The following is a 17460-nucleotide window of genomic DNA, read 5'->3' as shown; positions in this document are numbered from 1 at the left end:
ATTTCTTATGAGCTAATTCGAATTAATCGCCATCTTATCTCTGTTGTAACAGAGTCGGCAGCAGGACAGGCAGCGTTTGGATTCGTTCAGCGCATCCTTTTCATCGAGAACCAGGTCAACTTCATCCATAGATTTGATTCTTTCATCCACTTCCAGTTCGGGCATTTTGGCTCTGGGTGTTTTGGTTATTCCTTCCACTGAATCAAAAATCGACTCTTGGATATGCTTTTGAAACAAGGATTTTTCGGGCGGTTCAACCGGTTCTCCTGAAAGATAGTGATGAATGGATGCAGCCGCCCTTCTTCCTCCTCCGATGGCGGTGACAACCAGAGACGGTCCGGTTGCTGAATCGCCTGCGGTAAAAATATACGGAATGCTTGATTGCAATGTTTCAGGATGGTTGTCGATGGTTTTCCATCGGGTAATTTCAAGATCCTTAAGACGCCTTTCCTTTTCCGTAAAGGAAACATCAGGGGTTTGGCCGATGGCTGTGATAAGCATATCGATTTCCATCAGGGTTTCGGATCCTTCAATGGGGACAGGGCGGCGTCTTCCGCTGGCATCCGGTTCACCAAGTTCCATTTTCAGGTATTCCAGATGAGTCACATGGTCATTATCATCTCCCACCACACGGACAGGAGCGGCCAGAAAATGAAATTTTATTCCTTCGTGTTCGGCGGCAACGATTTCGACTTCGTTTGCAGGCATCTCTTTTCGGGTCCTGCGGTAAACAATAGATACTTCTTCGGCGCCAAGGCGGACTATGGTTCGCACACAATCGATCGCTGAATTTCCTCCGCCGATCACCGCAGCCCTTCGGCCAATGGGCACTTTTTCACCGGAGGCCACCCTGGACAGAAAGTCTATCCCTTTAAAACAGCCGTTAAGGTCTTCACCCTCTACTTTCAGACTGTAATCATTCCAGGCGCCGACTCCCAGAAATATCGCATCGAATCCCTGAGTGATTAGTGAGTCTAAAGTAAAATCAACACCCAGCCGCATGTTGGTATGATGCTCAATACCCAGGTTCAAAATCCCTTCTATTTCCCAGGCCAGAACCTTTTTGGGAAGTCGATATTCAGGTATTCCATACCTAATAATTCCTCCCATTTCCGGCATGGCTTCATATATGGTGACGTCGTGACCCAGGCGGCGCAGAAAATATGCACAGCTGAGTCCTGCCGGTCCTCCCCCCACAACGGCCACACGTCTCCCCGTATCAGGTGCGCATGGAATCGGGAGTCGTTTCCCGGAATTCATCTCCCAGTCCGCCACAAAACGTTTTAATTGGTTTATTGAAACAGGTTCGTCTTCTATGCCCCGACGGCAGTAAGATTCACAGGGATGCGGACAGACCCTGCCGCATGACAGGAGTAATGGATTTCGTTCGCGAATGGTATGAACCGCCCCTGCGTAATCGCCATCTCTGATCTGTGAAATATACAGCGGAATATCGATTTCAGCAGGGCAGGTCTGTTGACAGGGCGCAAGGGCATCATCTTCTTCATTAAAATGCAACAGCCGCTGTGACATGGTTCTGACGGTAAGAATATTTTTAGGGCAAACCTTTTCACATGCACCGCATCCGACACACCTGCTTTCATCGACCACAGGATAACCATTGGGTCCCATCTTGATTGCGTTAAAGTTGCATGCCTTTATGCAGTCTCCAAGCCCCAGGCAGCCGATACTGCACACTCTTTTCCCACCATACAAAGCATCAAGCGCATGACAGCTGTTTATTCCCATATAGTGGTATTTATCATCCGCTCTGTTTCCGCCAAGGCAAGAGTTTTCAGAAATAAGTGGTTCGGCACTGCCAGGGTCAACACCCATTATGGCTGCAATATTAACAGCGGATTCAATTCCGGCAACCACGCAGGCAGAGGGTGGGGCCTTGCCTTCAACAACTGCAACCGCTGCAGCGGAACAACCTGCATAACCACATCCGCCGCAGTTTGCTCCGGCCATATGCCATTCAACCTCCGCAATACGAGGATCTTCATAAACATAAAATACTTTAGAAGCAACACTAAGGGTGAGTCCGCATGCTGCGCCTATACCAAACATGACCAGAATGGCTTCTATCATTGCTGCCTCCTACACCATCCCTTTAAAAGCAAAAAATGTTAAAGAGAGTATTCCTGCAGTTACCAGTGCAATAGATGTATCCTGGAGGGGTTTTGGAACCCTGGCGAGAAGGATGCGTTCACGCACTCCTGCAAAAAGAACGAGGGCAAGACCAAAACCAACGGCATAGCTAAATGATGTCACCAGGGCCTGCAGAAAAGTATATTCTTCGTTGACATTAATCAGGCAAACGCCCATTACGGCACAGTTCGTGGTAATAAGGGGTAGAAAAATTCCCAGTCCGGCATAGAGGGCAGGGATAGACTTTTTCAAAAACATTTCAACAAACTGAACAAGCGATGCAATAACCAGAATAAATGAGAGTGTGCGAAGATATTCGAGACCAAACTGTTGCAGTATATAGGTGTTAAAAATCCAGGTAATAACGCCTGCCATCACCAGAACAAATACAACGGCCATGGCCATGCCGACAGCGGTTTCCATTTTCTTTGACGTGCCCAAAAAAGGGCAGTTGCCAAGGTACTGGGCCAGCAGGATATTATTTATAAGGATGCAGCTGATTGCAAGGACGATGTAGTCACCCATTTTATCTCCCATCCCGGATAAACCGGTACATAATTTATGTTGCCGCAAAGGCAGAAAATTTGAAAAGCCAGCAGGTTGGAGATTCTTTAGTTACCAGCCCTGCGAGCTTTCCAACTTCGTGGCCTTATTTGGAGCCCACCATGTTCATCACACAAAGCATAAGTCCCAGGCAGACAAATGCCCCTGGAGCTTCAATCATAAAGGTAAAGGGTTGAAAGGAAGGCCCGAAAATCTGTATCGGTTTTTCCCATATAGTCAGGATGCCGGTTCCGAAAAGTTCACGTATGGCTCCAAGAGAACCGAGAGCAAGTGTAAATCCGATACCAATTCCAAGTCCGTCCGCCAATGAGGCAAAAATACCGTTTTTAGAGGCAAAGGCTTCCGCACGGCCAAGGACAATACAGTTAACCACAATAAGAGGGATAAAAATTCCAAGTTTTAGAAAAAGCGGATAAGTGAATGCCTGCATCACCAGTTCCACCACCGTAACAAATGTCGCAATAATGATAATAAAACAGGCGATTCTTACCTTTGGCGGAATGACTTTACGCAAAGATGAAACAAGGATATTGGAACATACCAAGACAAAAGTGGTTGCCATACCCATGCCAATTCCGTTTTCTACTGTCTTGGTCACCGCCAGTACAGGGCATAAACCGAGTACAAGTCGAAAGGGTGGTATTTCATCCCAAAGACCCTTGGTGAATTCCTGGACTATAGTTTTGGCCATCTTTTTATCCTCTCCTAGTTAGCAAATGCTTCTAATTTTTTCGCAATTTGAGGTTTTAGCTTTTGATAAATCTTCCCGGCTTCTGTTGCTGCAATACTGACTCCCCGAGAAGTGACGGTGGCCCCTGAGATGGCATCCACCTGTCCGCCGTCTGTTTTGACCTTGAATGTATCTTTTATGGACAAGCCTTTAAACTGAGCGGCAAAACCGGGGTCTGTTTTTGCCCTGGAGCCGACACCCGGAGTTTCGCTGTGCGTGGTCACACCGACACCTATAATATTATCATCATCAAGATTGACTGCGACCATGAGACCGATGTCCCCGCCGAATCCCTTGCCAAAGCTTTCAAAAGCGACCGAAGAAGCCTTGCCGTCAAATACACCGACGAAAAAACTCCTTTCAATTTTTCCATCCATTAATTTAAAACGGTCAACGATGGGGTCATTGGATGCACCCTGCAAAATTGCTTTTATTGCAGGGCCTTTGACGAATTTTAATTGCTGATATTCTATTCTTTCCTTTGTTCCGCCACGGATGGCGGCAAGGAGCCCCCCTGAAAAGGTGCATAAAAGTGTCAGAACGACCACCATTTTAATCATTTCACGCATCTTAACCAACCTTTCCAATTGCTTTTGGCCGGATCTTGTCCAGAAGCGGGTTTACAAGATTCATAACCAGAATTGCATAAATAACTCCATCCACATGGGCACCGATATTTCTTATCAGTACAGTCAATGCCCCTGCACCGGCACCAAACATAAGCATGGGAATAAAGTTCACCGGTGATGAAGAATCCTCTGTGGCCAGGAAAAAAGCGCCGACCAGGGTATACCCGGTAAGGATATGAAATACAGGCCCTGCAAAACGGACACCGTCATACAAATTAAAAATCAGCGCGGTTGCGAAAACGGCAAGCAGAAAAGTCATACAGATTTCCCAACGGATAAATCCCCTGATGATAAGATAAATTCCGCCAATAATCAGGCCCAAGCCGAATGTGGCGCCGATGCCCCCGGTGTGTTTTCCCAGTAATAGATTACCTGCAGTAAAGGATTCTATTGAGGTCGTGCCGAAATGCTTAAGTGCGGCGATGGGATAGAGCATGGTAAACCCAAGATCATAATTTAACAGGGCTTCATCAAAATCAAAAAGGTCTTTCCATGATACCATTAAAATGGCAATGGCGAGAACCACCGGATTAAACGCATTGCTTCCGATTCCGCCGAAAATCTGTTTGCCGATAATCACCGCAACAAAAGTACCTGTCAGTACCGCCCACCAGGGAAAAGTGGCCGGAACGAGCATGGCAAACATTAGACCGATGAGAGCAGCATTACCATCTCCTATGGTTACGGAGCGTTTGGTCGCAAAATTCATGGCAAGTTCCCAGAAAATTGCACAGGAGACGGAAAAAGATACGACCGCCACAGCAGGAAGTCCGTATTGAAACATTCCAAATAAAACTGCAGGCAAAGCCGCTATCATGATATGATAACTTCTTTGGGTGATATTGCTTCCGTCATGCCAGAAAGGAGCATGGGATACTATAAATTTTTTTTGATTACTCATCTACCTCCTCCGCTTCACTCATCCGTCCTAGCTCATATTTTGCCAGCTTTATGTATTGAAAAATGGGAATTTTGGATACACAGACAAGGCTGCAAAGACCACATTCGATACAGGAGTAAAGGTCATAATGGTCCGCAGCCTCCTCATATTGTCCTGCTTCAAGAAAGCGGACCAGCAGGTTAATCGGTATTTTTGCAGGACAAATCCTGATACAGTCCCCACAGTTTATACAGGGGTAATCGGACACCGGTGAAATATTTTCTGAGCCCTGGATCATGATGGCATCGGTATCCGGCATGATTGGATGTTCATCTGAATATACAGCGTGACCTGTCATTGGTCCACCCAGAACAATTCTGTCTTTTTCAATAAGGGTAATGTCGAGTGCGGTTAGAATGTCCCGGATGGGAGTACCGATGTCTGCAACTGCAAGCTTAACGGTTTCATTTTTATCGATCACAGTGATTGTTTTTTTAGTGGGTATTTTTCCGCTGGTAAAGGCATGACCCACGGAAGCCGCAGCTTCCGGTGTTATAAAGCATACGCCATAATCTTCAAAATGTTTGCCTGCGGGTACGATCCGGCTCAGAATGTTCCGCATAATCAAATGGGGAGATGCGGCAGGGTAATAGGGACCAACAGTATGGATTCGGGCGTTAATATCACCGAATTTATGCTTAAAACCGTGGGGCAAAACGATGATGACCTCATCTGCACCGGTTAGATTTTTTAATATGCCAATTCCGGATTTTATCGAGTCAATGGCGGCTGTGACGATGTACTGGTTGGTATAAACCAGAAGATCATCATCACACCCTGAAATAACAATGGTTTTGATCGGTTTCTCGGGATTAATCAGTGAGTTTACCGGCAGATTACCCGGAACACAGGCAAGAAAATTCCTCACTGTATCAAGGGAGGGTGTTTTGGCATATTTTTCAAATTGTTCGTCTATCTCTTCATTGTCGGAAACATCAATCGAGACCGCAGTGTAATAAGCGCCAAAATCACCGGTAAAAGAAGAGATGGAGGATATATTCCCCGTAACGGAAGAGATTGCATAATGATCATCCCGGTTTAATACCAGTTTTTGCCCGGTTCTAATTTTATCGCCTTCCTTGGCAGATAAAGTTGTATCCTTTTGTTCCGGGAAAGTGCGTAATAAAAGGGTAACATTTTGCGAACCGGAAATTTCTTCAGGTTCAGGTAACTCATCCGAGAGAGTTTGATATTCAAAACGGGGTGTTGCTAAAGCGAAAAATGATCTTTTTATCATAGTGGAACCTTTTATTTATGGTATTATTTTTCCCGCAACAAAGGCACAAGAATACGAAGAAAAATATTGATAGACTGCATGGTTACATGACATGGCACGATGCACATTTTTCAGGGCCGGCTTCATTTTCTTTGTGACAGTTAATGCACTGCGAATGAAAGGCATCTACTCTTTTTTGGACCTCCGAGTCTTCAATTTCGTCGGCCTCATGGCATTCAGCACATGCCTTGGCAGGAGAAGCTTCTTTTTCTGAAAAAAGATGACAGTCCCCACATGCACGAAGTGCAGCTTCATCTTCTTCGGGATGGTGATGGCATTGGTTGCAGGAAATGCCATATCCTGCATCTTCCGTATGTGTTTTGTGGTCGAATAAAACTTTTCCCGCCACACCTTTGAACATTAATCTCATCGGGCTGTCCGGTGTTTTGGCGGAAAAGGCGGAAATGGCATAGCTTAAAACACCCACAGCAAATAAAATAATTGCCAGGGTATATGCCACCCGCAGTTCTTTTTTTGAAGTCATATATCGCTTCCTTTCAAGATGGGTGAATTTGTAAAAAGTTAAATTTATTACAGAAGGAGGGGCTTACAGAGATAACCAACTAGTATAACAGAATAATCTCTGTAATTTAAGCGAGCTCTTTTGTAAAAAACAATTTTTACAGTACCATCAAGTTTTGATTATTGGGAAAACAAAAGAGTCATTATGCAGGCATGCGTAGCACAATCATAAAAATCATTCAAGGGTTTTTTACGATAAAAATCAGAAGATAAAATAAATAAAGAACGATTAAGGAGTGATATGAAATAAGTAACGATTTATCACTTTAATAAGGAAAAACAGTTTGTTAGAGATCAAAACGTTTATTTGGCGCGGATGTTTTATTTTAGAGTTTTTTATGTACGGTTTGTTGACACGGACTCTCTTTTGAAATTATTTTTTTGTTTTTACGATATAGTCTAAATTCTCCATCAGAGATTTAACATTATCAGCCAGAAAAACATGCGCATCGTCGGATAGGCGAAAGAAACCATTTTCAGCATTTGCTTCGAGTGAAAAAAGTACCAGCGGAATTCCAGGAAGGATTTGATTCGCCTTAATGGATATATTCAGCCACTGCCATGAATGCATATCAGGTTCAAGCAAAATGATATCAACATCTTTTTTATTCATGGCAAACAATTCATTTGTATCTAAAAAAAAATAAAGATCATGATCAAGGTTTTGAAGTGACATGGTAATTAATTCAATGCTGTCAGAATTTTTTGTTGAAATGGGGGAGACAATTTTAAGCCTCTTCATGATTTTCTCCTATACTATTAGAAGTTTCCTAAGCGTGCACCAAATGTTGAAATTAGAAATTTGTGCTACCAATTGCTGCTTTCGAATTTCAAAATTCAAGCCGTGAACAGCTACTTTATCTCATACTCCTTTAAGGTAAGAATGATTCCCTTGTCGCTAAATCTTCCGGAAAGGGGGATTAAATCAATGTCACATGTCAATTCGGCCAGCCGGTATCCTTCAATTAAACAGGGTGTACCCGATGTGAGCACTTCGGTCACTGTGCGTTCCACCTCATTTGAAAAAAAATCCGCTAGACTCCCTCCGACATTGATGTGTTCGCCGTTGAACGATAGGGCCATCGTTGCTTTATTGGCCAAAGCAATCATACCTTCTGCGCTGATACCAATTACCGGAAAAGGTAGTTCTTCAAGTATTGCCCTGGAAAGTTCCAGGGCCTGATTTTGAATTTCAAGGGTTTTCGTTCTTTCTAGTACCAGCTTTTCCAGGTTTTGGTTAATCTGTTTTAGTGCATTATTTTGCCGGACCACCTTTTCATGAAGTTTCTTATTGGCCTGGATAAGATCGTACTGTTCAAGGGCCTGTTTGATTTCCAGTTTTAAATTCTCATCGTTCCAGGGTTTTAACAGGAATTTATAAATATGCCCCTTGTTTATGGATTCAGTAATGGAATCCACCTCCGTATAACCGGAAAGTATTATTCTTAGAACATCAGGATACTTTTCCTTTAAAGCAGCCAGAAATTCCGTACCGCTCATGTTCGGCATCCTCTGGTCGGATATGACCATGTGGACCTCATTTTTTTCCAGAACTTTAAGCCCTTCTTCACCACAAGATGCGGTTAACAGCCTGTAGTTTTCTTTTCTTAACAGGCGTATTAATGATCGCAGGATGTTCTTATCGTCATCCACACATAGTACTGTGTGACGATTCTGTTTCATTTTATTCACCGTAATTGCCTTATTTATTCCTCTTGTTTAAGGAAAAAGTGACAAGCAGATTCGATTTCTTCTTTAAGCGTGACATACCACTCGCTGGTGTTTTTCAGGCAAAATTGCAGCATTTCAACTGCATCAGGGTGCACAGCGGATATGTCGATGGTTTTTTCGGGTGTCACTGCATAGTGATTCACAATCATATCGGCTCCGTAAACAATGAGAAGCAGCTCATAATTGCTAACGTCTTTTCGAACCGCATGATGACATTTAACCGCGTCAACCAGGTGATCCGGAAACTGCCATCTTTTTGCCAGGAAGCTTCCTATTATGGGATGGTTTAGCGAAATTTCCCTTTTTTCCGCTTCATAAAAGGTGAGGTTTTCTTTCTGAGCTGTTATCCATATCCTGGCAAAAAGATCTGGAAAATGCTGTGATAAAACCAATTTGCCGATATCATGAAGTAGGCCGGCAACAAAGCAGTTATCCGGAGATTCAATACGGCACTTTTCGGCAAGTCTTTTGCTTGTCACGGCTACCGCAATCGAATGTTTCCAGAACTCGGTTATATCAAAGCCCTCCAGGTTATTTTTTCCGCTAAACGGTTTGATGATAGAAACAGAGATCACAGCGTTTCTGATGGTGTTAAATCCCAGCAGCACCACGGCATTGGAAATATCGCTTATCCTGGACCTAAAGCCGTAAAAAGCGGAATTAACCAGTCTTAATATTTTTACCACCATGGACTGGTCTTTTCCTATGGTGTCACTCAGTGATTTGGCGGAGGTGTTAACATCTTCCAGCAGACGGTTTACCTTGATAAGGATGGGTGGGAGGGTTGGAAGATCTTCCATCCGCTCCAGCCTTTTCATGATTGCTTTAGAATCCATAATGAATTTCTTTTCGGCCAAATACATCTTATTGGTTTTCGCCGATGTTTTACTTCAGGTAACCGGCATTCTAATTCTAAAAACAGTCCCGTTCCCCACCTGGCTTTTCACATCAATGGTTCCGTTATGTTTTTTAATAATATTATATGCAACGTTTAAGCCCAGCCCCGTTCCTTTACCCACATCCTTGGTGGTAAAAAACGGATCGAAAACCCTGCCAAGGTGTTTTTTGTCAATCCCTGATCCGGTATCTTTTATTTCTATTTCCACAAACCCGTTATCGGCCCAGGTCGAAATGCTGATTTGTCCCTGCTTTTCTATGGCCTGTGCAGCATTTACCAACAGATTCATAAAAACCTGGTTAAGCTGCTGGGGATAGCATTTGACCATGGGCAGCTTGCCGAATTTTTTAGTAACAGTGGCCTTGTATTTAAGCTCGTTCCATACCACGTTCAGTGTTGTTTCAATCCCATCATTTATATTTACGGATTGAATTTTATCTTCCCCGGGATGAGCAAAGTCTTTCAGGTCATGGACGATCTTTTTAATCCGCTCGGTTCCTTCTCGGCAATCTCCAATCAGGTCCATAATATCTTTCAGGATGAAATCGATATCAGCTCCATCTTCAAGGCTTGAAATCTGCTCTAATTGCTTTTCCACGGTGGAAGACAGCTTTTCCCGGTGGCTTTCCTTTAAATCGACAACTAATTTTCTGTAATGCTTTAACAGGTTGTTAAGATCATGTTGATAATCAGTCAATGTTTTCAGGTTACTGCTTACAAATCCGGTTGGGTTGTTGATTTCATGGGCCACACCTGCGGCAAGCTGGCCCACCGAAGCCATCTTTTCAGATTGGAGAAGTTGGGCGTTGGTCTTTTTCTGGCTCTCTTCCAGCTCGATAATACGCTTACCGGAAAGTATCCTGGCTTTTAGTTCATCAGGATTAAACGGCTTTGTCATATAGTCATCCGCACCGGCATCAAGCGCTGCTAAGACATCTTCAGGATGGTCTTTGGCTGTCAGTAAAATAACATAAAGATATCTGGAAAGGTGTGCTTGCCTGATCTCCCGGCATAATTTGAGTCCATCCATTTTCGGCATCATCCAGTCGGTAATGACCATTTCAACCGCTTCTTTTTTAACAATCTCGAATGCACTTTTCCCGTTATTTGTCAGGATTGCTTCATAGCCTTCACGCAAGACTATTTTTTCCAAAAGTTTTTGGGAAACCGGATCATCTTCTACGATAAGGATCTTCATAATTCACCTTTTCCGATATCGGTTAAATGAGATAAATAGAATAAAACTTTATGGTGGGTCGATTTCTTTGAATTCGATTACCAGGCGGTTGTATTTTTGTTCCAGGGTATGTGTCAGCTCCTCCAGTCCAGCTAAAGAGTTTACTCGTGCGCGGTCATCAATCTGTTTTGCCAGATCATACATTTCATCGAGGCCGAGATTTCCTGATGCACCTTTTATGGAATGGGCCCTTGTATGAGCAAGCTGTGCATCATTTGCTTCAATGGCTCCTTTTAGTTCAGCAAGATCCGTGGTGGTGGTTTCTACATAAAGTTCAAATAGTTCTCTGATGTCCTCCTGATCAAGGCCCAGATTTTTTGCTAATTTTTCAAGTTCCATGGTCTGTGTCCCCTTAATTTAAGTAAATGGTTGAGTGATTAAGCCCCAAGAGCATTCTTTAGAGCTAAAACAATATCCTCATTTGTGTTGGTTTTATAAATGACATTTTCAACCCCGACATCTATAATATCCAAAACCCGTGAATCATCCTGATGCAGCACGGTCAATGCGATTATTTTTGTTTTTGCGTATCGGTCGGTTTTGCGGACGTACCTGACGAATTCCGCTCCATCCATGCGCGGCATCATAATATCTGTAAGTATTAGGTCCGGCGCAAAACTACCCAGTTTGGCGGAGGCATCGATGCCGTCTTCGGCGGTCATTACTGTGGTGGCCGGCATTTCTTTTCGCAGAAGACGGATGATGGAATTTCGCATCTTCTCATCATCTTCAACCAGGAGTATTTTTGCTTTTTTAGGAACCAGCGGCTCTGCTTTGACTTTGGAAACCCACTTGCTGATCATTGCTTGAATATCTTCACGTTTAAACGGCTTGGTCATATAGTCATCCATGCCGGCCTCAATACACATCCCCCGATCTCCTTTCATGGCATTTGCGGTAAGTGCCACAATCGGTATATGAGTTGATGGTTTGTCGCCTTGTTCTGCAAGCGGTGAACGATCATCGCTAGACTTGGTTTCCCACTTTCTAATGGCGCCTGTGGCTTCCAGACCCCCCATATTCGGCATCTGCAGATCCATAAAGATAATGTCATAATGGCTGTTTTCTTTGACTCGATTTACCGCTATAAGGCCGTCAGGAACGATTTCTACGTTATTATATCCCATACGCTTGAACATCTTTTTTCCCAGCAGTTGGTTGACCTGATTATCTTCTGCATAGAGGATCCTTATATCGTGGGAGACAGCCTCCTTAACGCTGTGTTGGGTAACAATATCTTGAGGCTGTTTTTCTCCTGAGCCAAGAATTGTTCTAATCAAATCCATCAAAATTTTTGGGCGTACAGGTTTGGGTAAAAAACCGGAAAAGCCGGCCTTTTTAGATTCAGCCGAGGCACCTGAAAAAAGATTGCCTGACAGGGCGATCATCTTGGTTTTGCCGCCGGTTCGTGCGGATATTTTACTTGCCAGTTCATGGCCGGATATACCCGGCAGGGCAATATCGATCAGAGCCGCTTCAGGGTAATGGTCATTTGCTTTTTGTGTTTCTGATGATGAATGCCCGTTGACCAAGGGCTTTTCTTTCAGGAGATCAAGTGCTTCTTCGCCGCTCTTGGCTAATACCGGCACCATTTTTGCTCTTTTGACTATTTCTGCTGCGACCATAAGGGCGGTTTCATTGTCATCGACAATAAGTATCGACTTTCCTTTAAGGGAATCAATGTTAAGGGGCACAGGCTGCTTTGAAGCTCGAACATCTTTTTTAAATACGGCGGTGAAATAGAAAACACTTCCAGGGCCACCACCAGGACCAACATTGACTGGATGACTGTCGCATGATGTTTGAGAATCCGCCGGACTTTCGACCCACATTTCGCCACCCATCAATTCGGCAAACTTTTTAGAAATGGTCAGTCCCAGGCCGGTTCCTCCGTATTCCCTGGTGGTGCTGTCATCCGCTTGGGTAAATGATTCGAAAATAGTCTCCACCTTATCGGGGGGAATACCTATACCGGTGTCTCTTATATAAAAGGTAAGTGTCACTTCTTGGCCATCTTCTTTAGAGGTGGTGACGCCGATTACAATCTCTCCCTCTTGGGTGAATTTGATCGCATTTCCGGTAAGATTGGTGATGATTTGCCTTAACCTGGTGGGGTCACCCATCAGGTTGGTATGGATGTCGCCAATTTGACAGTTTATTTCAACAGGCTTTTCGCCGATATTTGTTCTGACCAGCTCACCCACATCAAGTATCAGGCTTTCCAGGTTAAAGGGAATGGTTTCAAGTTCTATTTTTTTGCTTTCCACTTTGGAAAGATCGAGGATGTTATTGATCAGACTTAAAAGATTTTCACCGCTCTTTTTTATGGTTTCAGCAGCTTCCCGCTGCTCCAGGGACAATTCTTCTTCAAGGAGTAAATCTGCAAAGCCGAGTATTCCGTTCATAGGAGTACGTATTTCATGGCTCATGTTGGCCAAAAACGCGCTCTTGGCCATATTTGCCATTTCAGCTTCCATCGCCATCTGGTTTGCACTTGCAATGGCCTGTTCAAGCTGATCGTTAATTTCTTTGAGCTCCATCTCGGCCTCTCTACGCTTGGTGATGTCACTCATATTGCCTTCGTAGCGGACGATCTTGCCGTTTTCATCAAAAATAGCGCGGGCACTCTCGGATACCCATATATGCGAACCGTCTTTACGCTGGACCTTGGACTCGAAAATATCTACGGATCCAGACTCTTTAAGAAGTTGCCGATACCGGTCTCGATCTTTAGGGTCTGTGTAGACCTGTGTTGCAATATCGGAAATGGCGGAAATGAGCTCTTCAGGAGATGTATAACCAAGCATCCTGGCAAAGGCTGGGTTAACATTGATAAAACGACCTTCCGGTGTGCTCTGGAAAAATCCTTCGACGGCATTTTCAAAAATGCTTCGATATTTTTTTTCGCTTTCTAACAGGGCCTTTTCCACCTGCTTCCGCTTGGTGATGTCTTCTCCTGAGCTTAGCGTGCCGGTGATTTCACCATTTGAATTTCGAGAAACGGCGTTGTGCCAGGAAATGATTCTTTCGCCGCCATCCTTTCTTAGGATTATATTTTCGTAGAATTCGGCCTGCGCTATCTCACCCTGCATTAATTGACGGTGAACATCTAAAACCTCTTGTTGAATTCGATCTGGCAGGCAGGTCCTGAACCAGTTTTTCCCCAGCATTTCTTCCTTTCGATAGCCAAGGACTTTTAGCCCGAGTTCGTTGATCAGGGTGATATTTCCATCCATGTCTAAGGCCAAAATGATTACACCGGCAATATCAAGGTATTGTTTGGCTTTTTGTTCACTCCGGGTAAATATCTTTTGTTTTTGCTTACGCAGCCAAATAGCAATCATATTTTTGCCAAAAAATCGATGAATTATGTCCCCTATAGTCATCTTAGTCTCCTCAACCAACTCACCGCTCAAATTGGAGTTGCCTCAGCTTAAAAACTGTATTGTGGATATATTTATACTGTTTCATCTAAATATATTCCGTTTTAAGCGATGAAAAACTCGTAAATAAGAAATCATAAAGATGGTTTTTCTCCATAACAGTGCCCGATATATTTTGATATCTTTTTCAAATATATACCTCTATGGTTAACTTTCGGCTATTTTTAGAAATTCTTTAGATTTTTTTTAAAAGGGGTGAGATTTATGCTCAGGTTGCCCGGAATGTATATCAGATAGGCGGGTACGGTTTTTGTGTTTTTTCATTGCAGACTCCACAGATGTTGCAGGATTCCATGGGGCAGGGGGGCGATGTTTCGGCTTGGAGTCCTTTTTTATACTCTTTTTTAAGAAAATTCTTTTTGATTCCATGGTCAATAAAATCCCAGGGGAAAAGCTCGCCAAAAGAGCGTTTTCTGAGAACGTAAAAATCCGGGTTCAGAGGTGATTCCTTGAGTGTTTGGGCCCAGTTAGCGCCGGTCTTTTGGAATAAATATAAAATACGGGCCACTTTCCGGTCACCACGGGAAAGCAGCGCCTGAATATAGGCCCAGCGGGGGATATCTGCATTTACACGCACATTGGCGACTTTTTTTAAACCGGTTTTTATTTTTTTTATTTTCCTTTTCAGGGTGCTGACCTCCTCCATGGCGCACCACTGAAAGGGGGTAAAGGGTTTGGGGACAAAACAGTTGAGGCTTACTGTTATTTCACCCATACGCTTTTGGGGCCGGCTGGACTTTAAAAACCGGTGTTTAATTTTTTTACACAGTGCCATGATTTCATCGACATCATCCATGGTTTCAGTGGGGAGTCCTACCATGAAATATAGCTTTAAATTGAAAATGCCGTTTTTAACCAGGGTTTCGGTTGCTGCAAGAATATCTTCCTCAGTAATTCCTTTGTTAATTACCTTGCGCAAACGCTCAGAACCGGCATCTGGGGCAATGGTGGCGGTTTTAATTTTACTTTTACTGAGTACCGAAAGAAGCTCGGAAGACAGTGCATCGGCTCTGAATGAGCTGAATGATATCCTGATATCCTTTTTCAGGGCCTGCTGGCAAATTTTTCCGATACCCGGAAGGTCTGATACGGAAGCGCCGACCAGACCGATTTTATTGGTCATGGCCATTCCCCAATTCATATTTTCTTTAAGGAGCCCGATGGGTCTGAATCTTGGCGGTCTGTATATAAACCCGGCACTGCAGAAACGACATCCATGCGGGCATCCCCTGCTGACTTCGATTAAAAAAGTACTGTCAAAGGTTGTGTTCGGCGTGATGATTGTGCTGCAAGTCGATTCATGAGAAAGATCTTTTACAAAGGGACGGGTGATTTTTTCCGGAACATCGCAGACTGGTTTAACAGAGGCGAGGGTACCGTCATTATTATAAGAAGGCTTGTAAAATGCAGGTACATATGCGCCCGGCACATTCTGGGCAATGGTTTGAAGGCATATTTTCTTATTTGTATCCGGCTGATAAAACTCGAAAAAGTCAAAGAGCATCTCTTCAGCTTCACCGATGAGAAAGAGGTCAATGTATTCAGAAATGGGTTCCGGATTTAAAAAGCAGGCGACTCCCCCTGCAATGACGAGGGGGTGGGGGGTTCCTCTGTCATTCGATTGCAGCGGGAGACCTGCCTTTGCGAGGAGGGCCGCAATATTTGGATAATCATTTTCAAATGAAACGGAAAAAGCGATGATATCGAATTCAGAAACCGGAATTCCGGATTCTATAGTTGTTATCCGGCCGGTTGCCTGGCGGGCGTTTTCCGGCTGGAAAAATCTTTCGCAAGCAACCGGCTCAATTTCGTTGAGCAGCCGATAGGTTGTTTGAAAGCCAAGATTCGACATGCCGACATGATATCTGTTCGGATAACCCAGTGCTACCTTGATACGTCCGCCGGTGTTTTTGTGTATTGTACCGATCTCTGTATCAACAAATCTTTCAGGTGTTTTTTTAGCCATCAGTGATAATGATTTTTTTAAGTATCTCTGGAGTAAAGATACCTTATTTGCCCATATGAATCAATCATCAATCACTCAGCTTTAGCCCTTAATCCGCTTTCCTTCTTAAAAAGGTCGGCACATCAAGATCGTTGTTATCGATGACAAGTCCTTTATGGCCCCTGTATGTTGCACCTCCGGATTCGCCGACCGCTTCCTGCCTGCGGATAAAGGTAGGGACATCTAGGTTCTGTGCATTCTGTAGATCAGACTGAGTAATATCCCGGACTTTACCTTTGCGTGCAAGTTCCATGTGGTTTTGAGATAGCTCAGGTTCAGAACCGATTCCCGTGGCAATGACGGTCACCCTCATTTCATCGCCAAGGCTATCTTCCACAACCGCGCCCCAGATAATATCCGCATCATCTCCGACTTCGTTATATATCCGATCGGATGCTTCGGTCATTTCTTCCATCGTCAAGTCACTGGTGCTGGTTATGTTCATTAAAACACCGCGTGCGCCCGAAATAGAGATATCTTCAAGAAGAGGATGAGAAATGGCACGTTCAGCGGCCATTGTTGCACGGTCATCACCACTTGCAATTCCGATACCCATAATAGCCATACCGGCCTTGGACATAGTCGTCTTTACATCGGCAAAGTCAAGATTTACCAATCCCGGCATCATGATTAGATCGGTGATCCCCTTAACTGAATGGAGCAAAACTTCGTCCGCTTTCCTGAACATTTCCAGCATGGTTGCATTTTTTGAGGCCACTCCTCTTAACCTGTCATTCGGAATGGTAATGGCTGTATCGACAACCAGCTTTAATGCATCTATCCCTTCTTCTGCCTGCTTTGCCCGTTTTTTCCCTTCAAATGAAAACGGTTTCGTCACCACGGCAACTGTCAGTGCTCCAATATCTTTACATATTTCTGCAATTACCGGGGCAGCGCCGGTGCCGGTGCCGCCGCCGAATCCTGCTGTGATAAACACCATGTGGCTGCCTTCAAGCGCATTGGCGATGGCATCACGGCTTTCGATGGCTGCTTCCCTCCCGATTTCTGGATTGGCGCCCGCCCCCAGCCCTTGAGTGAGTTCTTCCCCCAACTGGATTTTGACAGGTGCATTTGAAATTTCAAGGGACTGTGCATCGGTGTTGGCTGTAATAAATTTCACCCCCTGGAGCTTGGACATAATCATGTTGTTAATGGCATTGCCTCCAGCTCCGCCGACCCCAATAACCTTGATTTTAGCTGATTTTTCATTGTCTACATATGTAAACATTTCCCCACCTCCCGTTTAAAGAGTGTTAATGATAAGCATTTATTTTTACCTCAAAAAACTGATCCTTTGGGCCCGGCCAGAGACAAACGACTATGCCGAATTGATT

The 17460-nt window shown here is 44.1% G+C and carries 15 protein-coding genes; all 15 read right to left on the bottom strand.

Annotated elements, in window-relative coordinates:
* Positions 1-12: 12 nt before the first annotated feature.
* The 15 genes from SWH54_06810 to ftsZ all read right to left on the bottom strand — a co-directional run bounded on the left by SWH54_06810 (position 13) and on the right by ftsZ (position 17354).
* Positions 13-2091 carry an FAD-dependent oxidoreductase gene (locus SWH54_06810; GenBank protein ID MDY6790963.1) on the bottom strand — a complete coding sequence of 693 codons (2079 nt, stop codon included), beginning with the start codon at positions 2089-2091 and terminating at the stop codon, positions 13-15.
* A gap of 9 nt (positions 2092-2100) precedes the next feature.
* The gene (gene rsxA, locus SWH54_06805) at positions 2101-2676 is read right to left on the bottom strand and encodes an electron transport complex subunit RsxA (GenBank protein ID MDY6790962.1); all 576 of its coding nucleotides are present in this window, start codon (positions 2674-2676) and stop codon (positions 2101-2103) included.
* A 124-nt stretch (positions 2677-2800) separates the two neighbouring features.
* Positions 2801-3406: an electron transport complex subunit E gene (locus SWH54_06800; GenBank protein MDY6790961.1), complete on the bottom strand. Its 606-nt coding sequence runs from the start codon at positions 3404-3406 to the stop codon at positions 2801-2803.
* A gap of 14 nt (positions 3407-3420) precedes the next feature.
* Complete coding sequence (locus SWH54_06795) at positions 3421-4014, bottom strand: RnfABCDGE type electron transport complex subunit G (protein MDY6790960.1); 594 nt, start codon at positions 4012-4014, stop codon at positions 3421-3423.
* A 1-nt stretch (position 4015) separates the two neighbouring features.
* The gene (locus SWH54_06790; GenBank protein MDY6790959.1) at positions 4016-4975 is read right to left on the bottom strand and encodes an RnfABCDGE type electron transport complex subunit D; all 960 of its coding nucleotides are present in this window, start codon (positions 4973-4975) and stop codon (positions 4016-4018) included.
* Positions 4968-6251 carry a 4Fe-4S dicluster domain-containing protein gene (locus tag SWH54_06785; GenBank protein ID MDY6790958.1) on the bottom strand — a complete coding sequence of 428 codons (1284 nt, stop codon included), beginning with the start codon at positions 6249-6251 and terminating at the stop codon, positions 4968-4970. The genes SWH54_06790 and SWH54_06785 overlap by 8 nt, the downstream gene beginning before the upstream one ends.
* An 82-nt stretch (positions 6252-6333) precedes the next feature.
* On the bottom strand, positions 6334-6774 hold the full coding sequence (locus SWH54_06780; protein ID MDY6790957.1) for a cytochrome c3 family protein: 441 nt from the start codon (positions 6772-6774) through the stop codon (positions 6334-6336).
* A gap of 411 nt (positions 6775-7185) precedes the next feature.
* A complete protein-coding gene (locus tag SWH54_06775; protein ID MDY6790956.1) occupies positions 7186-7554 on the bottom strand; it encodes a hypothetical protein in 369 nt (122 codons plus the stop codon).
* 110 nt (positions 7555-7664) lie between these two features.
* Positions 7665-8495: a response regulator gene (locus SWH54_06770; protein ID MDY6790955.1), complete on the bottom strand. Its 831-nt coding sequence runs from the start codon at positions 8493-8495 to the stop codon at positions 7665-7667.
* Between the two features lie 23 nt (positions 8496-8518).
* The gene (locus SWH54_06765) at positions 8519-9379 is read right to left on the bottom strand and encodes an HDOD domain-containing protein (protein MDY6790954.1); all 861 of its coding nucleotides are present in this window, start codon (positions 9377-9379) and stop codon (positions 8519-8521) included.
* Between the two features lie 54 nt (positions 9380-9433).
* Positions 9434-10639, bottom strand: coding sequence for a response regulator (locus SWH54_06760; protein ID MDY6790953.1), 1206 nt, complete (start codon positions 10637-10639; stop codon positions 9434-9436).
* A gap of 48 nt (positions 10640-10687) precedes the next feature.
* A complete protein-coding gene (locus tag SWH54_06755) occupies positions 10688-11017 on the bottom strand; it encodes an Hpt domain-containing protein (protein MDY6790952.1) in 330 nt (109 codons plus the stop codon).
* Between the two features lie 38 nt (positions 11018-11055).
* Complete coding sequence (locus SWH54_06750; GenBank protein ID MDY6790951.1) at positions 11056-14064, bottom strand: response regulator; 3009 nt, start codon at positions 14062-14064, stop codon at positions 11056-11058.
* 286 nt (positions 14065-14350) lie between these two features.
* Positions 14351-16087, bottom strand: coding sequence for a TIGR03960 family B12-binding radical SAM protein (locus SWH54_06745; GenBank protein MDY6790950.1), 1737 nt, complete (start codon positions 16085-16087; stop codon positions 14351-14353).
* Between the two features lie 88 nt (positions 16088-16175).
* The gene (gene ftsZ, locus SWH54_06740) at positions 16176-17354 is read right to left on the bottom strand and encodes a cell division protein FtsZ (GenBank protein ID MDY6790949.1); all 1179 of its coding nucleotides are present in this window, start codon (positions 17352-17354) and stop codon (positions 16176-16178) included.
* Positions 17355-17460 lie beyond the last annotated feature (106 nt).

This window comes from Thermodesulfobacteriota bacterium (assembly GCA_034189135.1).
Lineage (GTDB): Bacteria > Desulfobacterota > Desulfobacteria > Desulfobacterales > JAUWMJ01 > JAUWMJ01.
Note: the sequence above shows the minus strand (reverse complement) of the source record. Positions and strands in the feature narration are given on the sequence as shown.

What these genes read in the sequence shown, in the direction of transcription:
- SWH54_06810 (MDY6790963.1), bottom strand. Translation starts at nt 2,091, where the DNA reads ATGATAGAAGCCATTCTGGTCATGTTTGGTATAGGCGCAGCATGCGGA.
- rsxA (MDY6790962.1), bottom strand. Translation starts at nt 2,676, where the DNA reads ATGGGTGACTACATCGTCCTTGCAATCAGCTGCATCCTTATAAATAAT.
- SWH54_06800 (MDY6790961.1), bottom strand. Translation starts at nt 3,406, where the DNA reads ATGGCCAAAACTATAGTCCAGGAATTCACCAAGGGTCTTTGGGATGAA.
- SWH54_06795 (MDY6790960.1), bottom strand. Translation starts at nt 4,014, where the DNA reads ATGCGTGAAATGATTAAAATGGTGGTCGTTCTGACACTTTTATGCACC.
- SWH54_06790 (MDY6790959.1), bottom strand. Translation starts at nt 4,975, where the DNA reads ATGAGTAATCAAAAAAAATTTATAGTATCCCATGCTCCTTTCTGGCAT.
- SWH54_06785 (MDY6790958.1), bottom strand. Translation starts at nt 6,251, where the DNA reads ATGATAAAAAGATCATTTTTCGCTTTAGCAACACCCCGTTTTGAATAT.
- SWH54_06780 (MDY6790957.1), bottom strand. Translation starts at nt 6,774, where the DNA reads ATGACTTCAAAAAAAGAACTGCGGGTGGCATATACCCTGGCAATTATT.
- SWH54_06775 (MDY6790956.1), bottom strand. Translation starts at nt 7,554, where the DNA reads ATGAAGAGGCTTAAAATTGTCTCCCCCATTTCAACAAAAAATTCTGAC.
- SWH54_06770 (MDY6790955.1), bottom strand. Translation starts at nt 8,495, where the DNA reads ATGAAACAGAATCGTCACACAGTACTATGTGTGGATGACGATAAGAAC.
- SWH54_06765 (MDY6790954.1), bottom strand. Translation starts at nt 9,379, where the DNA reads ATGGATTCTAAAGCAATCATGAAAAGGCTGGAGCGGATGGAAGATCTT.
- SWH54_06760 (MDY6790953.1), bottom strand. Translation starts at nt 10,639, where the DNA reads ATGAAGATCCTTATCGTAGAAGATGATCCGGTTTCCCAAAAACTTTTG.
- SWH54_06755 (MDY6790952.1), bottom strand. Translation starts at nt 11,017, where the DNA reads ATGGAACTTGAAAAATTAGCAAAAAATCTGGGCCTTGATCAGGAGGAC.
- SWH54_06750 (MDY6790951.1), bottom strand. Translation starts at nt 14,064, where the DNA reads ATGACTATAGGGGACATAATTCATCGATTTTTTGGCAAAAATATGATT.
- SWH54_06745 (MDY6790950.1), bottom strand. Translation starts at nt 16,087, where the DNA reads ATGGCTAAAAAAACACCTGAAAGATTTGTTGATACAGAGATCGGTACA.
- ftsZ (MDY6790949.1), bottom strand. Translation starts at nt 17,354, where the DNA reads ATGTTTACATATGTAGACAATGAAAAATCAGCTAAAATCAAGGTTATT.